This window comes from Lysobacter capsici (assembly GCF_018732085.1).
GTDB classification, from domain to species: domain Bacteria; phylum Pseudomonadota; class Gammaproteobacteria; order Xanthomonadales; family Xanthomonadaceae; genus Lysobacter; species Lysobacter capsici_A.
This window is the reverse complement of sequence record NZ_CP076103.1, coordinates 4,850,882-4,868,528: the sequence shown is the minus strand read 5'-3', so window position 1 is coordinate 4,868,528 and position 17,647 is coordinate 4,850,882. Positions and strand designations below refer to the sequence as shown.

Annotated in this window: 17 protein-coding genes and 1 other RNA gene; 11 read left to right on the top strand and 7 right to left on the bottom strand. The window is 68.7% G+C overall.

Going from position 1 to position 17,647, the window contains the following annotated elements; all coding sequences use genetic code 11:
* Positions 1 to 215 precede the first annotated feature (215 nt).
* From KME82_RS20255 to KME82_RS20240, 5 genes are all read right to left on the bottom strand, one after another.
* A complete protein-coding gene (locus KME82_RS20255; protein WP_215495605.1) occupies positions 216 to 1,616 on the bottom strand; it encodes an FAD-binding oxidoreductase in 1,401 nt (466 codons plus the stop codon).
* A 6-nt stretch (positions 1,617 to 1,622) separates the two neighbouring features.
* Positions 1,623 to 2,168: a metal-dependent hydrolase gene (locus KME82_RS20250; RefSeq protein WP_215495604.1), complete on the bottom strand. Its 546-nt coding sequence runs from the start codon at positions 2,166 to 2,168 to the stop codon at positions 1,623 to 1,625.
* Entirely contained in the window at positions 2,156 to 2,353 is a 198-nt protein-coding gene (locus KME82_RS27220) for a DUF6053 domain-containing protein (protein WP_430538745.1), read from the bottom strand. The genes KME82_RS20250 and KME82_RS27220 overlap by 13 nt, the downstream gene beginning before the upstream one ends.
* A gap of 156 nt (positions 2,354 to 2,509) precedes the next feature.
* On the bottom strand, positions 2,510 to 2,923 hold the full coding sequence (locus KME82_RS20245; protein ID WP_215495603.1) for a YraN family protein: 414 nt from the start codon (positions 2,921 to 2,923) through the stop codon (positions 2,510 to 2,512).
* Complete coding sequence (locus KME82_RS20240) at positions 2,907 to 4,301, bottom strand: penicillin-binding protein activator (RefSeq protein WP_215495602.1); 1,395 nt, start codon at positions 4,299 to 4,301, stop codon at positions 2,907 to 2,909. The genes KME82_RS20245 and KME82_RS20240 overlap by 17 nt, the downstream gene beginning before the upstream one ends.
* A gap of 75 nt (positions 4,302 to 4,376) precedes the next feature.
* On the opposite strand from KME82_RS20240, the gene rsmI reads away from it, so the two are divergent.
* Positions 4,377 to 5,204: a 16S rRNA (cytidine(1402)-2'-O)-methyltransferase gene (gene rsmI, locus KME82_RS20235; protein WP_215495601.1), complete on the top strand. Its 828-nt coding sequence runs from the start codon at positions 4,377 to 4,379 to the stop codon at positions 5,202 to 5,204.
* On the opposite strand, the gene KME82_RS20230 is transcribed toward rsmI, so the two are convergent.
* On the bottom strand, positions 5,201 to 5,542 hold the full coding sequence (locus tag KME82_RS20230) for a hypothetical protein (RefSeq protein ID WP_215495600.1): 342 nt from the start codon (positions 5,540 to 5,542) through the stop codon (positions 5,201 to 5,203). The genes rsmI and KME82_RS20230 overlap by 4 nt on opposite strands.
* Before the next feature lie 98 nt (positions 5,543 to 5,640).
* Here KME82_RS20230 and rnpB point away from each other — a divergent pair.
* An RNA gene (gene rnpB / locus KME82_RS20225) (RNase P RNA component class A) lies at positions 5,641 to 6,000 on the top strand.
* Positions 6,001 to 6,315: 315 nt separating this feature from the next.
* Here the strand turns inward: rnpB and KME82_RS20220 are convergent.
* Positions 6,316 to 6,915 carry an ester cyclase gene (locus tag KME82_RS20220; RefSeq protein WP_215495599.1) on the bottom strand — a complete coding sequence of 200 codons (600 nt, stop codon included), beginning with the start codon at positions 6,913 to 6,915 and terminating at the stop codon, positions 6,316 to 6,318.
* A gap of 468 nt (positions 6,916 to 7,383) precedes the next feature.
* On the opposite strand from KME82_RS20220, the gene mraZ reads away from it, so the two are divergent.
* Genes mraZ through murG form a run of 9 tightly spaced genes read left to right on the top strand, consistent with a single transcriptional unit; the run spans position 7,384 to position 17,502 of the window.
* Positions 7,384 to 7,830, top strand: coding sequence for a division/cell wall cluster transcriptional repressor MraZ (gene mraZ, locus KME82_RS20215; protein ID WP_036104630.1), 447 nt, complete (start codon positions 7,384 to 7,386; stop codon positions 7,828 to 7,830).
* An 11-nt stretch (positions 7,831 to 7,841) separates the two neighbouring features.
* Positions 7,842 to 8,912, top strand: coding sequence for a 16S rRNA (cytosine(1402)-N(4))-methyltransferase RsmH (gene rsmH, locus KME82_RS20210; protein WP_252255440.1), 1,071 nt, complete (start codon positions 7,842 to 7,844; stop codon positions 8,910 to 8,912).
* A complete protein-coding gene (ftsL, locus tag KME82_RS20205; protein ID WP_031371593.1) occupies positions 8,909 to 9,172 on the top strand; it encodes a cell division protein FtsL in 264 nt (87 codons plus the stop codon). Before rsmH ends, ftsL begins: the two co-directional genes overlap by 4 nt.
* Complete coding sequence (locus tag KME82_RS20200) at positions 9,169 to 11,154, top strand: peptidoglycan D,D-transpeptidase FtsI family protein (RefSeq protein WP_215495597.1); 1,986 nt, start codon at positions 9,169 to 9,171, stop codon at positions 11,152 to 11,154. The genes ftsL and KME82_RS20200 overlap by 4 nt, the downstream gene beginning before the upstream one ends.
* A gap of 8 nt (positions 11,155 to 11,162) precedes the next feature.
* A complete protein-coding gene (locus KME82_RS20195) occupies positions 11,163 to 12,623 on the top strand; it encodes a UDP-N-acetylmuramoyl-L-alanyl-D-glutamate--2,6-diaminopimelate ligase (protein WP_215499149.1) in 1,461 nt (486 codons plus the stop codon).
* Positions 12,620 to 14,014 carry a UDP-N-acetylmuramoyl-tripeptide--D-alanyl-D-alanine ligase gene (locus tag KME82_RS20190; RefSeq protein ID WP_215495596.1) on the top strand — a complete coding sequence of 465 codons (1,395 nt, stop codon included), beginning with the start codon at positions 12,620 to 12,622 and terminating at the stop codon, positions 14,012 to 14,014. The genes KME82_RS20195 and KME82_RS20190 overlap by 4 nt, the downstream gene beginning before the upstream one ends.
* Positions 14,004 to 15,092: a phospho-N-acetylmuramoyl-pentapeptide-transferase gene (gene mraY / locus KME82_RS20185; RefSeq protein WP_036104620.1), complete on the top strand. Its 1,089-nt coding sequence runs from the start codon at positions 14,004 to 14,006 to the stop codon at positions 15,090 to 15,092. The genes KME82_RS20190 and mraY overlap by 11 nt, the downstream gene beginning before the upstream one ends.
* Entirely contained in the window at positions 15,092 to 16,414 is a 1,323-nt protein-coding gene (ftsW, locus tag KME82_RS20180) for a putative lipid II flippase FtsW (RefSeq protein WP_215495595.1), read from the top strand. The genes mraY and ftsW overlap by 1 nt, the downstream gene beginning before the upstream one ends.
* Complete coding sequence (gene murG / locus KME82_RS20175) at positions 16,411 to 17,502, top strand: undecaprenyldiphospho-muramoylpentapeptide beta-N-acetylglucosaminyltransferase (protein WP_252255438.1); 1,092 nt, start codon at positions 16,411 to 16,413, stop codon at positions 17,500 to 17,502. The genes ftsW and murG overlap by 4 nt, the downstream gene beginning before the upstream one ends.
* Positions 17,503 to 17,647: the final 145 nt, after the last annotated feature.

Genomic DNA, 17,647 nt, shown 5'->3' with positions numbered 1-17,647 from the left:
ACAAAAGTGGGGCGGGGGAGCGACTCTTGCTGCGCAATGCGCTGCATCGACGAAGGCAAAGTCAAAGGCTCAAATCCCCCGCGTCTGCTGCGCAGACGTCGCCTCCTTTTCTAAAGTGGGCAAAAGCAGACGCGCCGCCTTGTGGGGACGCGCGCGCCGCGGTGAGTTACGGCAATACGCTCGTCCGGCGGCCGTTCACGACAACTCGCCCTACCTCACTCGTCCGGCAGCAACTTGCCCGGGTTGAGGATGCCGTCGGGATCGAACACCGTCTTCAACTGACGCATGACCGCCAAGGTCTGCGCACCCACCGCCTGCGGCATGAAATCGCGCTTGGCCAGGCCGATGCCGTGTTCGCCCGACAAGGTGCCGCCCAATGACAGCGCCAGTTCGAACACGTGGCCCATCGCGGCATGCGCGCGTTCGCTCTGCGACGCGTCGGCGGGATCGTAGAGCAGGTTGACGTGCAGGTTGCCGTTGCCGGCATGGCCGAAGCACACGATCGGCAGGGCAACAGCGCGCGACAGCGCCTGCACGCCGTCGACCAGTTCGGGGATGCGCGATACCGGCACCACCACGTCTTCGTTGATCTTGCCCGGCGCCAGCGTGCGTAGCGACGGCGACAGCGCCTTGCGCGCGGCCCAGAGTTTTTCCCGCGCGGCTTCGTCAGCGGCATCGTCGAGCGAGAGCAGGCCGTCGCCGGAGGCGGCGCGTTTCAAGGCCTCGATCGCATACGGCAAGGTCTGCGCATCGCCGTCGGCTTCGATCATCAGCAAGGCGCCGGCCTCGTGCGGCAGATCGGCGCCGCCGACATCGCGCGCCAGCCGCACCGCGTCGCCGTCCATGAATTCCAGCATCGACGGCGTCACCGGTTGCGCCATCAACCGCGCGACCGCGAGCGCGGCGGTGGAGACATCGCGATAGGTCGCGCGCAGCGCTGCGCGCGCCGGTGCGGTCGGGGTCAGGCGCAGGCTCGCTTCGACGATCAGCGCCAGCGTGCCTTCGCTGCCGACCAAAAGCCGATGCAGGTCGTAGCCGGTCGAGCCCTTGGTCGTGGCCGTACCGCACACGATCAATTCGCCCGCGCCGGTCACCGCCGTCAACGCGAGCACGTTGTCGCGACTGGCGCCGTATTTCACCGCGCGCGGGCCGCCGGCGTTGCAGGCCAGGTTGCCGCCGACCGTGCTGAACGCGGCGCTGGTCGGATCGGGCGGCCAGAACAGACCGTGCGCTTTGAGCGCGGTCTGCAGATCGCCGTTGAGCACGCCGGGTTCGACGATCGCGCAACGATCGCCGGGGCGGATCTCGACGATCCGGTTCATGCGTTCGAACGAGACCACCACGCCGCCGGCGATCGGCACCGACGCGCCGGTGGTGTTGGTGCCGCGCCCGCGCGCGACCAGCGGCACGCGGTGGTGCCGACACGCGCGCACCAGCGCGAGCACCTGCTCGCGCGACTGCGGCAGCGCGACCGCGTCGGGCAGCGATTGCCGGCGCGAGTTGTCGTAGGCATAGGCGAGGCGTTCGCCCGGATCGGTCAGCCATCCGGCGCCGAACAGCGGCGCCATCGCCTGATCCAGCGCGGGCGGCAGGCCGACGGCGAACTCAGGGTGCATCGTGGCTCACCGCGCGCGCTCCGCGTCGCGCGTGCTCATGCGGCGCAGCAACGCGCCGACCGCGCCGAGCGCGAGCGCCGGCATCACCACCCAACGCGCCTCCGACAGCAGCACTTCGACTCCGCGCGCGCTGAAGAACCGCGCGCCGATCGGCGAGACCTCGATCGGCCGCCACGGCGCGAAGATGCGCGCGTCCGACCACGGCCAGTACAAGGCGACGCCGAGGCCGCCGTCGGTCAGGGCATCGAGCAAGGGATGCGAGGCGGCGCAGACGAACAGCCACAACGCCGCGCGCCACGGCGGCACGCGCAGCCAACGCGAACACACCGCGCCGAACATCGCGAGCACCGCGGCGAATACGAACGAATGGCTGGCGCCGCGATGGCCGAAGTCGTCGGCATAGGCGATGCCGAGCTTGAAGGCGACCACGTCGGCATCGGGCAGCATCGCGGCGAGCGCGCCGGCCACGAGCAGGCGCGGCGGAATCGTGCGCGATCCGAGCGCCCATCCCAGGGCGAGCGGAACCACGGCATGGGTCATTACGGTAGGCATGCGGCCATGGTATCGCTGTGGGCTGTCGGCCGCGCGTCGTGCTTGTGTGGGAGGAGCTTGAGCACGACGCTTTTCGGCGCTTTTGTGGGAGGGGCTTGAGCCCCGACGCTTTTCGATCCGATCGCCTGACTCGACGACAACACAGCGATCTGAGCGAAGAGCATCGGGGCTGAAGCCCCTCCCACAAGAGCGAACGTGGCTCGCCTCAATCGGGATGAGTGCGCTAGATTTCGATCCGATCGCCTGACTCGACGACAACACAGCGATCTGAGCGAAGAGCGTCGGGGCTCAAGCCCCTCCCACAAAAGCCAACGCGGCTCGCCGCAATCGGGATGAGCGCGCTAGACATCGTCGGCGCGAAACGCATCGCGCAACCAATTCAAGTCCGGCTGCTCCGGATCGCCATCGGCTTCGATCACATCGAAACGGCAGGGGCTGTCGGCATGACGCGGATGAGCGAGCAGAAAAGCCTGCGCGGCGAGCACCAGCTTGCGCCGCTTGCGCAGATCGACCGAAGCCGCGCCGCCGCCGAAGCGGTCGCTGCGCCGGTAGCGCACTTCGACGAAGACGACGGTCGCGCCGTCGCGCATCACCAGATCGAGTTCGCCGAAGCGGTAGCTGGCATTCGCGGCGATGCCGCGCAGGCCGTGTTCGAGCAGGTACGCGCGCGCGGCGGCTTCCACCGCCGCGCCGCGGCTGCGGCGGTCCGGCGCGCGCGGCGCCGGACCGGTGCGCGGATCAGCGTCGCGCGGCATCCGCCAGCGGCACCGGCACGCCGCTGCTGAAGGTCGACCACGCCGGGGTGCGCAGCACCGAGCCGCCGCCGTCGATGCGCAGCACGCCGGTGGCGCCGTTGATGAACGCGTCCGGGCGCGTGGCCAGGCGTTCCAGATAGGCCGACAGCTGCCAGGCGTCGTAGCCGAACGCGAACAGGCGCGCCGCGCCCGGGCCGCGCGCGGTCGGCAGGGTCTGGGCGACGCCGACCGCCGGCGGCAGGCCGCGAATGCCGCCGCTGGTCCACGATTCCGACGGGAACGCGAGGCCGTCGAGCACGCGGTCCTGCTCCGGCTTGCCGGTGCCCGACAGCAGTTGCGAGGTCGCCACCCGCGGCTTGTCGGACAGGCCGACGATCGCGAGCTTGGGAATCAGGGTGCGCGCCGCGCTGCCCTTGACCGCCAGGAACACCGCGTCGACGCCGCCGGGCTTGGCCACGAACGGGCCGAGGTCGGCGGTGCCTTCGCCGATGGTGTCGCTGATCTGCGCGCCGCGTCCGGCCAGGCGCTCCTTGAGCGCGGCGATCGCGCGGCGCTGGCCGTCGTCGCTGCCGCCGATCGCGAGCACGCGCTTGGCGCCGCGTTCGAGCAGGTAGTCGGCCGCGGCGATGCCTTCGTCCTCGGGCGTCAGCGAGAAGCTGACGTTGCCGCTGGGCGGGGCGACGTTGCCGCGGTTGAGCGCGAGCACCGGTACCGGCAGGGTGCCCTTGGCGAACACCGCGCTGACTTCGTCGCGGCCGAGCGGGCCGATCACGAAGTCGTTGCCGTCGGCGACCGCCTTGTCGTACGCGGCCACGGCGCCGGCGGCGTTGCTGCCGGTGTCGTAGAACAAAATGTCCGGGCGGCGGCGGCTTTCGCCGTAGTAGGCCGTGCTCAGGCCGTCGCGCACCGAGGCGCCGGCGACCGCGGAGGCGCCGGTGGCCGGCAGCAGCACCGCCAGCTTCATCGGCGGACGGTAGCCGTCGGCTTCGGCCGGCGGACGCTGGCCGGCGTTGAAATTCCAGTCGGAGGTGCGGTCGAACGGACGCGGCAGCGGCAGGCCGCGCTGCATCATCACCTTGCCGATGAAGTTGTAGAGCGGATCGCCGACCGGCAGCGCGGCGGCTTCGCGGCTCAGGCCGGCGTCGTCGAGCTGGCCGAGCAGGCGGTTGATCTGTTGTTCGTTGTCGCTGCGCGCCGCGCCGGACAGGCCGGCGTGTTCGCGCGCGAGGTGCCCGGCCTGGGCGATCAGCGGATTGGAGGCGTTGGTCGCCGCGGTCGGGCGGGTTTCGACGCTGGCGCAGCCGCCGAGCACCGCGGTCGCCGCCAACAGGCCGATGAACGTCCATGTCAAAGCGGGCCGGTTTTTCTTATGAGTCATCGGCTTGCATTCGCCGCGCAGCGGCGTTCCTGTGGGACCGGTTAGGATTCTACCCGGCCTTGAACCCTGAGCACGATGCAGACCTTCGGCACCCTTCATATTGTCGCCACCCCGATCGGCAACCTCGGCGACCTCTCGCCGCGCGCGCTGGAGACCTTGCGCACGGTCGCGGCGATCTGCGCCGAGGACACCCGGCATACCCGCCAGTTGCTGTCGCATTTCGGGCTGGAACGCCCGCTGTTGGCGCTGCATCAGCACAACGAGGAGCAGCAGGCGGCGCAGTTGGTGGCGCGTCTGCACGGCGGCGATTCGCTCGCATTGGTGTCCGATGCCGGCACGCCCTTGGTCAGCGATCCGGGCTATCGCTTGGTCCGCGCCGCGCGCGCGGCCGGCATCCGGGTCTCGCCGGTGCCCGGCGCCTGCGCCGCGATCGCCGCGCTCAGCGTCGCCGGGTTGGCCTCGGATCGGTTCAGTTTCGAAGGTTTCCTGCCGGCCAAGAGCTCGGCCCGGCGCGAACGCCTGACCCGGCTCGCGGCCGAGCCGCAGACCTTGTTGTTCTACGAGTCCTCGCACCGGATCGAGGAAACCCTCGACGACATGATCGGCGCGTTCGGCCCGTCGCGCCGCGCGGTACTTGCGCGCGAGCTGACCAAGCTGTTCGAAACCGTGCTCGACGGGTCGCTCGAAGCATTGGCGGCGCAGGTCAAGGCCGATCCGAATCAGCGCAAGGGCGAGTTCGTGGTCGTGGTCGAAGGCGCCGGCGACGATGCCGACGCCAAGGTGATCGAAGGCAAGCGCCTGTACGCCAAGCTCAGCGAACACCTGCCGCCGTCGACCGCGGCGAAGCTGGCGGCGGAGTTGAGCGGGGCGCCGCGCAAGGCCTTGTACGGCAGCGGCGACTAATCCGCCGGCGCCGCGCGTAGTTGTTCAAGCGCGGCGACCAGGCGATCCATCAGTTCCGCGCCCGCCATGACCTCGAAGTTCCAGCAGTCTTCGGACACGAAAATCGGCTGGCCGTTGAGGCGCATGACTTTCTCGCCGCCGTCGATGCCGACCGAGCGTTCCAGCTCGGTTTCGCTTTCGCGGATCGACGCGTAGGCATGCCAGAAGGCGTCGCGCAGTTGTTGTTCGCTCCAGTCGGGCAGGCGTTGGGCCAGATCCTGCGCGCCGACCAGGCCGTGACGGCGCAGCATTCCCAGTGGATACAGCGGGTAGTGATCTTCGGGGTCGTCGCTTGGCATGGCTTGGCCGGTGGTTGGCGCGGTTTGCGGCGCGTGGCGCGGATCAATTTAACCGCGCGGCGGCGGTTCGGGCCGCGCGCATGCGACAATGCCTGCGCGAAGTAGGCCAGGCAGTCGCGTCATCGGGTCGCAAGATCCGGTGCCGAGGAAAGTCCGGGCTCCACAGGGCACGGTGCCAGGTAACGCCTGGGCGGCGCGAGCCGACGGAAAGTGCAACAGAGAGCAGACCGCCGAACGGCCCGCAAGGGTGCGTGGTAAGGGTGAAACGGTGCGGTAAGAGCGCACCGCGAGTCTGGCAACAGACCGGCACGGCAAACCCCACCGGGAGCAAAACCAAATAGGGAGACTATGTCGCGGCCCGCGATGTCTCCGGGTAGGTTGCTTGAGCGTAACGGTGACGTTGCGCCTAGAGGAATGACTGTCCACGACAGAACCCGGCTTATCGGCCCACTTCGCGCTTTTTCTGGCTGCGCCAGAAAAAGCCCCAAAATTTGCGTTGCAAATTTCGGGCCCCGCTATGCGCTTCCAAAACCCCGCCCCTTCGGGGCGCCCCCTTTACTAAAGGGGGCTCTCGTACTGGTGGGGCGCGCTGGCGGGTGGTGGCGCAGCTTTATGCCTTTGCCTTGGCTTTAGCCCTCTCCCGCTTGCGGGAGAGGGTTGGGTGAGGGCACGCGACGCCGCTAAGGCCGACATGAGTCTGACCTCGCCCTCATCCGGCCCTTCGGGCCGCCTTCTCCCGCTTGCGGGAGAAGGGGCGATGCCTGCCTGCGCGCTTACGGCGTCGCGCCGATCTGCTTCATGAAGGCCTGGTTGTCCCAGAACAGCCACTCCTCGACCATCACCCCGTCCTTCCAGCGGCCGATCGTGGTCATCTCGAGCCTGAACGGTTTGTGGGTCGGGGCCAGGGTCTTGCCGTCGGCCAGCGGCATCGGCTGGCTGAAGGTGCCTTCCATCACCCCCATCACCGCGGTCAGGTCGCCCTGGGCGATCTTGATCGGGTGCTGGCGGATCTTGGTGTCGGGGGCGAACGCGAACTGCGGCTTGAGCTCGGCGATGTGCGCGTCCAGGCCGGTGCTGGTGTGGCCGTCGGGGTAGTGGACGACGATGTTCGGGGCATGGCTCTTGTGGAAGTCCTGCCACTGCTGGCCGCTGTAGTGGACGAAATCGAGTTCGTCGAAGGTCTGCAGGTTCTGGTCTTCGCGGGCCTGCTCGGTCTGCCAGCGCTTGAGCAGGTCGGCGTCGGCCGCCGCCGCGGTCAGGGGCGGCCGGTCGGGCTCGCCGCGGCCGCAACCGGCCAGCAGGGCGGCCGCCAGCAGGACCGACGGCAGGCCGGCGCGCAGGGCGGGGCGGCCGGGAAGGGCGGGTGGGGACATCAGTGGCTCCAGGGCGCAGGAAAACTTCACGCTAGGCGCGTCGGCGTGAACCGGGTGTCGGAATGCGTCGCGCGGGGCCGTGCCCGCTTCTTCCCATGGATATCGGCGATCGCGCCGTCTATTGCGATCTTCTGCGCGGATCGGCGATCCATGCTGCCGCGCAGCAATGGCGCGGCAACTGTGACGGAGTTCGCGCGAAGGTCACTTTGTGACGTTCAGAGTCTCAAAATATGAGACGAAACAAAGGCTAGTGGATAAGTCTTGAATAAGACTCTGAAGTTCGCCGCAAGCCATTGATGTGCCTAGCGAAATTTACCCCGGAAAGTTGTTGACAACCCTGAGCACCCTGCTAATGTGGGCTTCCGAGGGAAAACCTGGGTTTTTGTGGGTTTTCGAAGGACTACCGCCCAGCCGGGTGAACGAACGAGGTGACCCGTCCGGTAGAGACGGGAACCCCAAAGGTGCGCAATGTTCCAGGGCGAAACCGCCATCACGATCGACGACAAGGGACGGCTGGCGGTACCCACCGCTTACCGCGATCTTGTCGCGCGCGAATGCGACAACCGCCTGGTCATCACCTACAACCCGTTCGAGTCGGGCTCCCTTTACCTGTATCCGCTGTCGATCTGGGAACGCGTCCGCGACCAGGTCAACAAGCTGCCCAAGGTCAAGCAGGTCAATCGCAACATGCAGCTCAAGCTGGTCGGCGCGGCCGCGTTCGTCGAACTCGACGGCAACGGCCGCATCACCGTGCCGGCCAGCCACCGCGCCGCGGTGGGCATCGAGAAGAAGGCGGTGTTGCTGGGCATGGGCGACAAATTCGAACTTTGGAGCGAGCAGGCGCACCACGCGCAGATCCGTCAGACCATTTCCGACGACGATCTGAGCGACGAACTGCTCGACCTGCAGCTATGACGGGCGGTGGCATGGAACGCACGCTGACGCGCTCCGGCCACCTTCCCGTGATGTATCGGCAGGTGCTCGACGGCCTGCGGGTACACGGGAACGGAGCCTATCTGGACGGAACGTTCGGACGCGGCGGGCATGCCCGCGGCGTGCTCTCGCAATTGCAGGCTGGAGGCCGCTTGCTGGTGATGGACAAGGACCCTGAAGCGATCGCCGTGGCCGAACGCGAGTTCGGCGACGACGCGCGCGTGTCCATCTACCGCGGCAGCTTCGCCGACATGGCCCATTGGGACGCGGCCGCCGCCGGCCTGGACGGCGTGCTGCTCGATCTGGGCGTGTCCTCGCCGCAGCTCGACGTGGCCGAGCGCGGCTTCAGCTTCGGCAAGGACGGCCCGCTGGACATGCGCATGGACCCCGACAGCGGCCACAGCGCGGCGCAGTGGCTGGCGAGCGCCGGCGAGAAAGAAATCGCCGACGTGCTGTGGACCTACGGCGAAGAACGCCAGAGCCGCAAGATCGCCCGCGCCATCGTGGCCCGCCGCGACGCCCAGCCGCTGACCCGCACCGCCCAGCTCGCCGACCTGATCGCCTCGGTGATGCCGCGTGGCGACCAGAAGATCCATCCGGCGACCCGCAGCTTCCAGGCCATCCGCATCTTCATCAACCGCGAACTGGCCGATCTGGAACTCGGCCTGGACGCGGCGCTCGCGCGGCTCAAGCCCGGCGGCCGGCTGGCGGTGATCAGCTTCCATTCGCTGGAAGACCGCATCGTCAAGCAGTTCATCCTGCGTCACGCCAAGGCCCCGCCGGCCAACCGGCGCATGCCGGTCGAGGTCGCGTTCACCCCCGATCTGTTGATGATCGGCGGCGCGCAGAAGGCGCAGTGGGAAGAAACCTCCGAGAACCCGCGCGCGCGCAGCGCGGTGTTGCGGGTGGCTGAGAAGCTGGGAGAGCCGGGAGTCGGGAATCGGGAATTGGGAATCGCAACGGCAACAGCCGACGACGACCACGACCTGCCCGCGAACCTGCTTTCCCGATTCCCCATTCCCGATTCCCGATTCCCGGCGCCACCGCAAGGAGGCGCCCGGTGATGCGCCTGCTGCTGGCCCTGCTGATCGTCGCCAACGTCGTCTCGGCGCTGCTGGTGGTGTTCGCGCGCCATGAGCATCGGCAGTTGTTCGTGCAGCTCAACAAGCTGCAGCGCGAGCGCGACGAGCTCAATATCGAATTCGGCCGGTTGCAGCTGGAACAGGCGACCTGGGCCGAGAGCAACCGCATCGATCAGGTCGCCCGCGAGCGCATCGGGATGAAGTTCCCCGAGGGCGCCGAAACCGTGGTGATCCGGCCATGAGCGGGCGCAAGACCAAGCGGCCCGGCCGCAGCGGTCCGCTCGATCGCGTGCTCGGCGAGCGCGGCCAGCGCGGCGGCGGCTTCGATCGCCTGGTCGAAAACCTCGGCGAAGGCTTCGCGCGCCTGCGCGAGGACCGCGCGCGCGCCGGCAACAAGCCGCGCGGCCGCAGCGCCCAGTTCAACCTGCGCAACCGGCTGATCCTAGTCGGCGGCACGCTGGGCCTGTGCGCGGTCGCGCTGCTCGGCCGCGCGCTCGATCTGCAGGTGATCCATAACGATTTCTATCGCCAGCAGGGCGACGCGCGTTCGCTGCGCGAAATCCCGATCCCGACCTCGCGCGGCATGATCACCGACCGCAACGGCGAACCGCTGGCGGTGTCCACGCCGGTCGAATCGATCTGGGGCAACCCGAAGGAACTGGCCAAGAGCCCCGAGCGCCTGCCCGAGCTGGCCAAGGCCCTGGGCGTGGCGCCGGACGAACTGACCCGCAAGCTGTCGCAGCGGTCGGGCAAGGAGTTCATGTACCTCAAGCGCCGGATCAATCCGGACGAGGCCAAGCGGATCCTCGCCTACAAGATTCCCGGCGTGTTCTCGCAGCGCGAATTCCGTCGCTTCTACCCGCAGGGCGAGGCGATGTCGCACGTGTTGGGCTTCACCAACATCGACGACCGCGGCCAGGAAGGCCTGGAGCTCGCGTTCGACCACGAACTGCGCGGCAAGCCCGGGGTCAAGCGGGTGATCCGCGACGGCGCCGGGCGCATCGTCGAGAACGTCGATCTGGTCCAGACCGCCGAGCCGGGCAAGGACCTCACCCTGACGTTGGACCGCCGCATCCAGTACCTTACCTACCGCGAGCTGCGCCGCGCGCTGATCGACACCGGCGCGAGCAGCGCCTCGGCGGTGGTGCTCGACATCGAGACCGGCGAAGTGCTGGCGATGGCCAACCTGCCGACCTACAACCCGAACCTGCTCGGCGCCGGCAATCGCGACACCCACCGCAACCGCGCGATCACCGACGTGGTCGAGCCGGGCTCGACGATGAAGCCGATCACCGTCGCCGCCGCGCTCAACGCCGGCACGGTCAAGCCGACCACCCTGGTGCATACCGAGCCGGGCTGGATGCCCAATGGCCGGTATCGCATCACCGACACGCATAACAACGGCACCCTGACCGTCACCGGCGTGATCACCAAGAGTTCCAACGTCGGCGCGGCCAAGCTCGCGTTGCCGTTGCCGAACGACTACTACTACAAGTTCATCCAGGGCTTCGGCTACGGCCGCAAGCCCAACAGCGGCTTCCCCGGCGAGTCCTCGGGCCTGCTCGCGCCGCCGTCGCGCTGGAGCGGCACGACCAAGGCGACCATGTCCTACGGCTACGGTCTGTCGGCCACGCCGATGCAGATCGCGATGGCCTACGCGGCGATGGCCAACGGCGGCAAGCTGATCCAGCCGACCTTCGTCAAGGGCCAGCGCAACGAGCCGCAGCAGGTGCTCGACCCGGTCGTGGCCGGCGAAATCATGCACATGATGCAGACCGTGACCGAGCCCGGCGGTACCGCCAAGCAGGCCGCGATCCTGGGCTACCACGTCGCCGGCAAGACCGGCACCACGCGCAAGTTCAGCGCGAGCGGCGGGTATTCGAAGAAGTACGTGTCGCTGTTCGCCGGCGTCGTGCCGGTGGAGAAGCCGCGCTTTTCGATGGTGGTGGTGGTCAGCGAACCCGATCCGACCAAGAAGGGCTATTACGGCGGTTCGGTGTCCGGCCCGGTGTTCCGCAACGTCATGGACGGCGCGCTGCGCCTGATGGACGTGGCGCCCGACGACATCGAAACCTGGCTCGCGGTGCAGGCCGCGGCCGAGGCCAAGCGGCTAAAGCAGAACGGCGGCAAGCCGAGCGGGCCGGTGCTGCCGGCGGCAACGCATGAGGCCGCGCCGCCGCCGCCGATCGCGGCCGGCGCGCTGGCCCCGGGAGGCGTGCGATGAGCCGCCTGATGCCGTTGGCCGACCTGCTGCCCGACATCGCCGGCATCCCCGGCGATCTGCGCATTTCCGGTCTGGTGATGGACAGCCGCGCGGTGCGTCCGGGCGATGCCTTCGTGGCGATCGCCGGGTTCGGCGCGCATGGGTTGAAATTCATCGAGCAGGCGCGTGCGCAGGGCGCGGTCGCGATCCTGTTCGAACCGCCCGCGCCCGACGACCTGCCGGCGCCGGCCGATGCGATCGCGGTGCCGAGATTGCGTTCGCGCCTGGGCGAAATGGGCGATGCCTTCCATGGCCGCGCGAGCGAGGCGATGACCGTGGTCGGCGTCACCGGCACCAACGGCAAGACCTCGACCGTGCAGCTGATCGCGCAGGCCTGGACCTTGCGCGGCATCCGCTGCGGCAGCGTCGGCACGCTCGGCGCGGGCCTGTACGGCGCGGTCGTGCCGAACGGCTTCACCACCCCGCTGGTGCTGCCGTTGCACGAATTGCTCGCCGACATGCGCGATGCCGGCGCGACCGCGGTGGCGATGGAAGTCAGCTCGCACGCGCTCGACCAGGGCCGCGTCGCCGGCGTGCATTTCGATGTCGGCGTGTTCACCAATCTGACCCGCGATCACCTCGATTACCACGGCGACATGGCGAGCTACGGCGCGGCGAAAGCGCGATTGTTCGACTGGCCCGGCCTGCAGGCGGCGGCGATCAATCTCGACGACGAATTCGGCCGCGAACTGATCGCGCAGCTGCCCAAGGGCGTACGCGCGATCGGCCTGAGTTCGCGTGGCCGCGACGGCGCCAGCTTGCGCGCCGAGGCGATGAGTTTCGACAGCCGCGGCATCGGCTTCGATCTGGTCGTCGCCGGCAAGTCGCATCCGGTCGCCTCCAAGCTGCTGGGTCGTTTCAATGTCGACAACCTGCTCGCGGTGGCCGGCGCGCTGTACGCGCTCGACGAAGCGCCGGCGCAGATCGCCCAGACCCTGTCGCAACTCGAACCGATCCACGGCCGCATGAACCGCCTCGGCGGCGACGGCGTGCTGCCGCTGGTGGTGATCGACTACGCGCACACGCCCGACGCGCTCGAGCAGGCGCTGGCCTCGCTGCGCGCGCACGCCAACGCGCGGCTGATCTGCGTGTTCGGCTGCGGCGGCGAACGCGACCGCGGCAAGCGTCCGCAGATGGCGGCGATCGCCGAACACGGCGCCGATCTGGTGATCGTCACCGACGACAACCCGCGCGGCGAGGATGGCGATGTCATCGTCGCCGACATTCTCGAAGGCCTGCGCGCGCCGCAGCGCGCGGTGGTGCTGCGCGACCGTCGCGCCGCGATCGAACATGCGATCGGCGAAGCCGGTCCCGACGACATCGTGCTGGTGGCCGGCAAGGGCCACGAGCCTTACCAGGAAATCCACGGCGTGCGCCATGCGTTCGACGACACCCTGATCGCGCAGGCGGCACTGGAGGCGCGAGCATGAGGCGTCTGCTGCTGTCCGAAATCGCGCGCATGACCGGCGGCCGCCTGCACGGCGAGGACGCCGCAATCGACCTGCTGACCACCGACAGCCGCGCGCTGCCGGCCAGCGGCGCGGCGCTGTTCGTCGCGCTCAAGGGCGAGCGCTTCGACGGCCACGATCATGTCGCCAAGCTGCTCGGCACCACCGTGGCCGGCGCGCTGGTTTCGCGCGAGATCGACGCGGCGATGCCGCAGGTGATCGTCGCCGACACCGAGCGCGCGCTGGCCGATCTGGCCACCACCGTGCAGTCGACCCGCGACACCCGGGTGATCGCGATCACCGGCAGCAACGGCAAGACCAGCGTCAAGGCGCTGACCACCGCGATCCTGGAACAGGCCGCGCCGGGCCGGACCTATTCGACGCCGGGCAACCGCAACAACGAGATCGGGCTGCCGCTGGCGGTGCTCGATGCGCCGGAAGACGCGTTGTTCGCGATCTACGAGATGGGCGCGGGCAAGCCCGGCGATATCGACTACCTCGTGCGGGTCGCGCGTCCGCAGGTCGCGGTCGTCAACAACATCGCCCCGGCCCATCTGGAGCGCATGGGCAGCCTGCTCGGCATCGCCGACACCAAGGGCGCGATCTACGACGCGCTGCCGTCCTACGGCGTGGCGGTGATCAATGCCGACGATGCGTTCGCGCCGTACTTCGACAATCGCGCCTCGGGCCGGCGGATCATCCGCTACGGCATCGACGCCAGCGCGGATGTGACCGCGAAGGACGTTCGCGTCGGGCCGGAGGGTTCCAGCTTCGTGCTGGTCACGCCGCAGGGCGAGGCGCAGGTCGCGCTGAAACTCAGCGGCCGTCATAACGTGCGCAATGCGCTGGCCGCCGCGGCACTGGCGCTCGGCGCCGACGTATCGCTGGCGGCGATCGCCGCCGGCCTCAACGCCGCGCTGCCGGTCGACGGCCGCCTGATCACCCATCGTCTCGACAACGGCGCGGTGCTGATCGACGACAGCTACAACGCCAATCCCGGTTCGACCGCGGCGGCGATCGACACCCTGGCCGAGATGGGCGGCGAAAACTGGCTGGTGCTCGGCGCGATGCGCGAGATCGGCCACGAGGAAATCGCCATGCACGCCGACATCGGCCGTCGCGCCAGGGCCGCCGGGCTGCGTCGTTTGTTCGCGCTCGGCGAACTGCCGACCGCCGCGGCCCAGGCCTTCGGCGACGGCGCGCAGGTGTTCGACAGCCACGACGCGCTGGCGCGCGCGCTCAGCGAGCAGTTGCGCGACGGCGTGCGGGTGTTGGTGAAAGGTTCGCACAGCAGTGCGATGGACAAGATCGTGACGGCGTTGCTGTCCGCGCATAAGCCCGCACAGGGGAAGGGGACCACGCATGCTGCTTGAACTCACTCGTTGGCTGGAGCAGTTGCAGAGCCTGTTCGGGCTGTTCGGCTATCTGACCTTCCGCGGCATCCTCAGCGCGTTGACCGCGCTCGCCCTGTCGTTGTGGTGGGGCCCGGCGGTGATCCGCAAGCTCGCCCAGTACAAGGGCGGCCAGCCGATCCGCCAGGACGGCCCGCAGACGCATTTCTCCAAGGCCGGCACGCCGACCATGGGCGGCGCGCTGATCCTGATGACGGTGCTGGCCTCGGTGCTGCTGTGGGGCGACCTGCGCAACAGGTATGTGTGGCTGGTGCTCGGGGTGATGCTGTGCTTCGGCGCGATCGGCTGGTACGACGACTGGATCAAGATCGTGCGCCGCGATCCCAATGGCCTCAAATCGCGCTGGAAGTACCTGCTGCAGTCGATCTTCGGCCTGGCCGCGGGCGCGTTCTTGTACTTCACCGCCGATCCGGCGGTGGTCGCGAGCACGACCTTCTACGTGCCGCTGATCAAGGCGATCGCGATTCCGCTCGGCGCCGGCCTGATCGTGGTCGCGTACTTCTGGATCGTCGGCTTCTCCAACGCGGTCAACCTGACCGACGGCCTCGACGGTCTGGCGATCATGCCGACCGTGTTGGTCGCCTGCGCGCTGGGCGTGTTCGCCTACGCCTCGGGCCATGCCGAGTTCTCCAAGTACCTGCAGATCCCGCAGGTGCCGGGCGCGGGCGAGCTGGTGATCATCTGCGCGGCGATCGCCGGTGCGGGCCTGGGCTTTTTGTGGTTCAACACCTACCCGGCGATGGTATTCATGGGCGACATCGGCGCGCTGGCGCTGGGCGCGGTGCTCGGCACCATCGCGGTGATCGTGCGCCAGGAACTGGTGCTGGTGATCATGGGCGGCGTGTTCGTGATCGAAACGCTCTCGGTGATGATCCAGGTCGCTTCGTTCAAGCTGACCGGCAAGCGCGTGTTCCGCATGGCGCCGATCCATCACCACTTCGAACTCAAGGGCTGGCCCGAGCCGCGCGTGATCGTGCGCTTCTGGATCATCTCGGTCGTGCTCGTGCTGGTCGGTCTGGCCACTCTCAAGGTCCGTTGATGGAAAACTCCGCGCGCCAGGCAACCCGACTCGACGCCATCCACGGTCGCTACGACCCGTGGCTGCTGTTCGTGTCCATCGCCCTGGCCTGCACCGGCGTGGTCATGGTCGGCTCGGCGTCGCTCGGCGTCGCGGCGACCCACAACGTCGACGCGTTCTACTTCCTGACCCGCCACCTGATCTTCCTCGCCGTCGGCCTGGGCATGGCGTTCTGGTTGATGCGCACCGAGCTCAAGACCATCGAACAGCACAACCAGTGGCTGCTGCTGGTGTGCATCGTGTTGCTGCTGCTGGTGTTCGTGCCGGTGATCGGCCGGCAGGTCAACGGCGCCAAGCGCTGGATCAATCTCGGCCCGGTCGGCTTCCAGGCGGTCGAGGCGGTCAAGCTGCTCTATATCGTGTGGCTGGCGAGCTACCTCAAGCGATTCAGCGAAGACATCTCGGCGACCTGGGGCGCGATGCTCAAGCCGATCGGCGTGGCGATCGTGCTGGTCGGCCTGTTGCTGATGCAGCCCGACTTCGGTTCCTCGTCGCTGCTGCTGGCGATCACCGCCGGCATGCTGGTGCTCGGCGGCGTCAACATGCCGCGCATGTTCGGCCCGGTGCTGATCGGCCTGCCGATCCTGGCGGTGATCGCCATCGCCGAGCCGTACCGGGTGATCCGCCTGACCTCCTTCATGAATCCGTGGAGCGATCCGTTCGGCACCGGCTACCAGTTGACCAATGCCTTGATGGCGGTCGGTCGCGGCGAATGGCTCGGGGTCGGCCTGGGCGCGTCGGTGCAGAAGCTGTCGTACCTGCCCGAGGCGCATACCGACTTCATCATGGCGGTGATCGCCGAGGAATTCGGGTTCGCCGGCGTGTGCGCGGTGGTCGGCATGTACGCGCTGCTGACCGGCCGCGCGCTGTGGATCGGGCTCAAGTGCGTGGAGATGCGTCGCCACTTCTCCGGCTATGTCGCGTTCGGCATCGCCTTGTGGATGGGGCTGCAGAGTTTCGTGTCGATCGGGGTCAACCTGGGGTTGTTGCCGACCAAGGGCCTGACCCTGCCGATGATTTCCTCCGGCGGTTCCAGCGTGCTGATGAGCTGCGCGGCGCTGGCGGTGTTGCTGCGCGTGTCCTACGAACTCGACCGCGCCCAGCGCCAAGTCGCGCGTCTGCGCGGCGAAGCGGCGCAGACGGCCGCGCCGGCCGCGAGCGGCGCGCCTTCGACCGCGACTGCGACGCCTGCGGCCGCCGGCGCCACTCGCAGCAGCGACGCCGCGCGCGGCACCAGCCGTCTGCGCGAACGCGTCGAGCCTTCGTTCGGGAGGTCGGCATGAGCGAGCTTCGTTCGAGCGAACGGCCGGTGATGATTCTCGCCGGCGGCACCGGCGGACATATCTTCCCGGGTCTGGCGGTGGCCAAGGCTTTGCTGGCGCGCAACGTGCCGGTCTCGTGGCTCGGCGCCGACGGCGGCATGGAAACGCGGCTGGTGCCGCAGCACGGCATCGAGATCGACACCATCGCGATCAGCGGCGTGCGCGGCAAAGGGCTGGCGACGCTGTTGCGCGCGCCGTTCCGGCTGGCCGCGTCGGTGCGCGCCGCGCAGCGCGTGTTGCGCGCGCGCGAGCCGCGCGCAGTGATCAGCTTCGGCGGCTATGCGGCCGGTCCCGGCGGCTTGGCCGCGCGTCTGGCCGGCGTGCCGCTGATCGTGCACGAACAAAATCGCGCCCCGGGGATGACCAACCGCGTGCTGTCGCGTTTCGCGCGCCGCGTGCTGACCGGATTTCCGGACACCTTCCCCGGTGGTCAGGAAGAAGTGGTCGGCAATCCGGTGCGCGCGGAGATCGCCGCGGTCGCGCCGCCCGCGCAGCGTTTCGCCGAACGCAGCGGCCCGTTGCGGCTGCTGGTGCTCGGCGGCAGCCAGGGCGCGCGCGCCTTGAACCAGGCGGTGCCCGCCGCGATCGCCGGTCTGCGCGGCCGCGTGCCCTGCGAAGTGCGGCATCAAAGCGGCGAGAAGCTGCGCGCCGACGCCGAACTCGCGTATGCGAACGCCGGCGTGATCGCCTCGGTCGAACCGTTCATCGCCGACATGGCCGCCGCGTACGCGTGGGCCGATCTGGTGGTATGCCGCTCCGGCGCGCTGACCCTGGCCGAGCTGTGCGCGGTCGGCGTCGGCAGCGTGCTGGTGCCGTTCCCGCAGGCGGTCGACGACCACCAGACCAAGAACGCGCGTTTCCTGGTCGATCGCGGCGCCGCGCAGTTGCTGCCGCAGGCCGGCGACGACCTGGGCGCGCGCCTGTCGGCGACCATCGAGATCCTAGCCGAGCGCGGCGTGCTGCTGCAGATGGCCGACGCGGCGCGAAGCCTCGCCAGACCCGACGCGGCCGACCGCGTCGCGCAGATTGTGTTGGAGGTGGCGCGATGAAGGCCGGGAATCGGGAATGGGGAATCGGGAATCGGCAAGAGCCGAGTACCCAGCTATCCGCGCGTCCTGTCACTGACGAATTTTCAAATCGCGACAAAACCCGCTCCTCCCGATTCCCGATTCCCCATTCCCGACTCCCGGATTT

Coding starts and splice junctions, on each gene's coding strand:
- KME82_RS20255 (WP_215495605.1), bottom strand. CDS start 1,616: ATGCACCCTGAGTTCGCCGTCGGCCTGCCGCCCGCGCTGGATCAGGCG.
- KME82_RS20250 (WP_215495604.1), bottom strand. CDS start 2,168: ATGCCTACCGTAATGACCCATGCCGTGGTTCCGCTCGCCCTGGGATGG.
- KME82_RS20245 (WP_215495603.1), bottom strand. CDS start 2,923: ATGCCGCGCGACGCTGATCCGCGCACCGGTCCGGCGCCGCGCGCGCCG.
- KME82_RS20240 (WP_215495602.1), bottom strand. CDS start 4,301: ATGACTCATAAGAAAAACCGGCCCGCTTTGACATGGACGTTCATCGGC.
- rsmI (WP_215495601.1), top strand. CDS start 4,377: ATGCAGACCTTCGGCACCCTTCATATTGTCGCCACCCCGATCGGCAAC.
- KME82_RS20230 (WP_215495600.1), bottom strand. CDS start 5,542: ATGCCAAGCGACGACCCCGAAGATCACTACCCGCTGTATCCACTGGGA.
- KME82_RS20220 (WP_215495599.1), bottom strand. CDS start 6,915: ATGTCCCCACCCGCCCTTCCCGGCCGCCCCGCCCTGCGCGCCGGCCTG.
- mraZ (WP_036104630.1), top strand. CDS start 7,384: ATGTTCCAGGGCGAAACCGCCATCACGATCGACGACAAGGGACGGCTG.
- rsmH (WP_252255440.1), top strand. CDS start 7,842: ATGGAACGCACGCTGACGCGCTCCGGCCACCTTCCCGTGATGTATCGG.
- KME82_RS20200 (WP_215495597.1), top strand. CDS start 9,169: ATGAGCGGGCGCAAGACCAAGCGGCCCGGCCGCAGCGGTCCGCTCGAT.
- KME82_RS20195 (WP_215499149.1), top strand. CDS start 11,163: ATGCCGTTGGCCGACCTGCTGCCCGACATCGCCGGCATCCCCGGCGAT.
- KME82_RS20190 (WP_215495596.1), top strand. CDS start 12,620: ATGAGGCGTCTGCTGCTGTCCGAAATCGCGCGCATGACCGGCGGCCGC.
- mraY (WP_036104620.1), top strand. CDS start 14,004: ATGCTGCTTGAACTCACTCGTTGGCTGGAGCAGTTGCAGAGCCTGTTC.
- ftsW (WP_215495595.1), top strand. CDS start 15,092: ATGGAAAACTCCGCGCGCCAGGCAACCCGACTCGACGCCATCCACGGT.
- murG (WP_252255438.1), top strand. CDS start 16,411: ATGAGCGAGCTTCGTTCGAGCGAACGGCCGGTGATGATTCTCGCCGGC.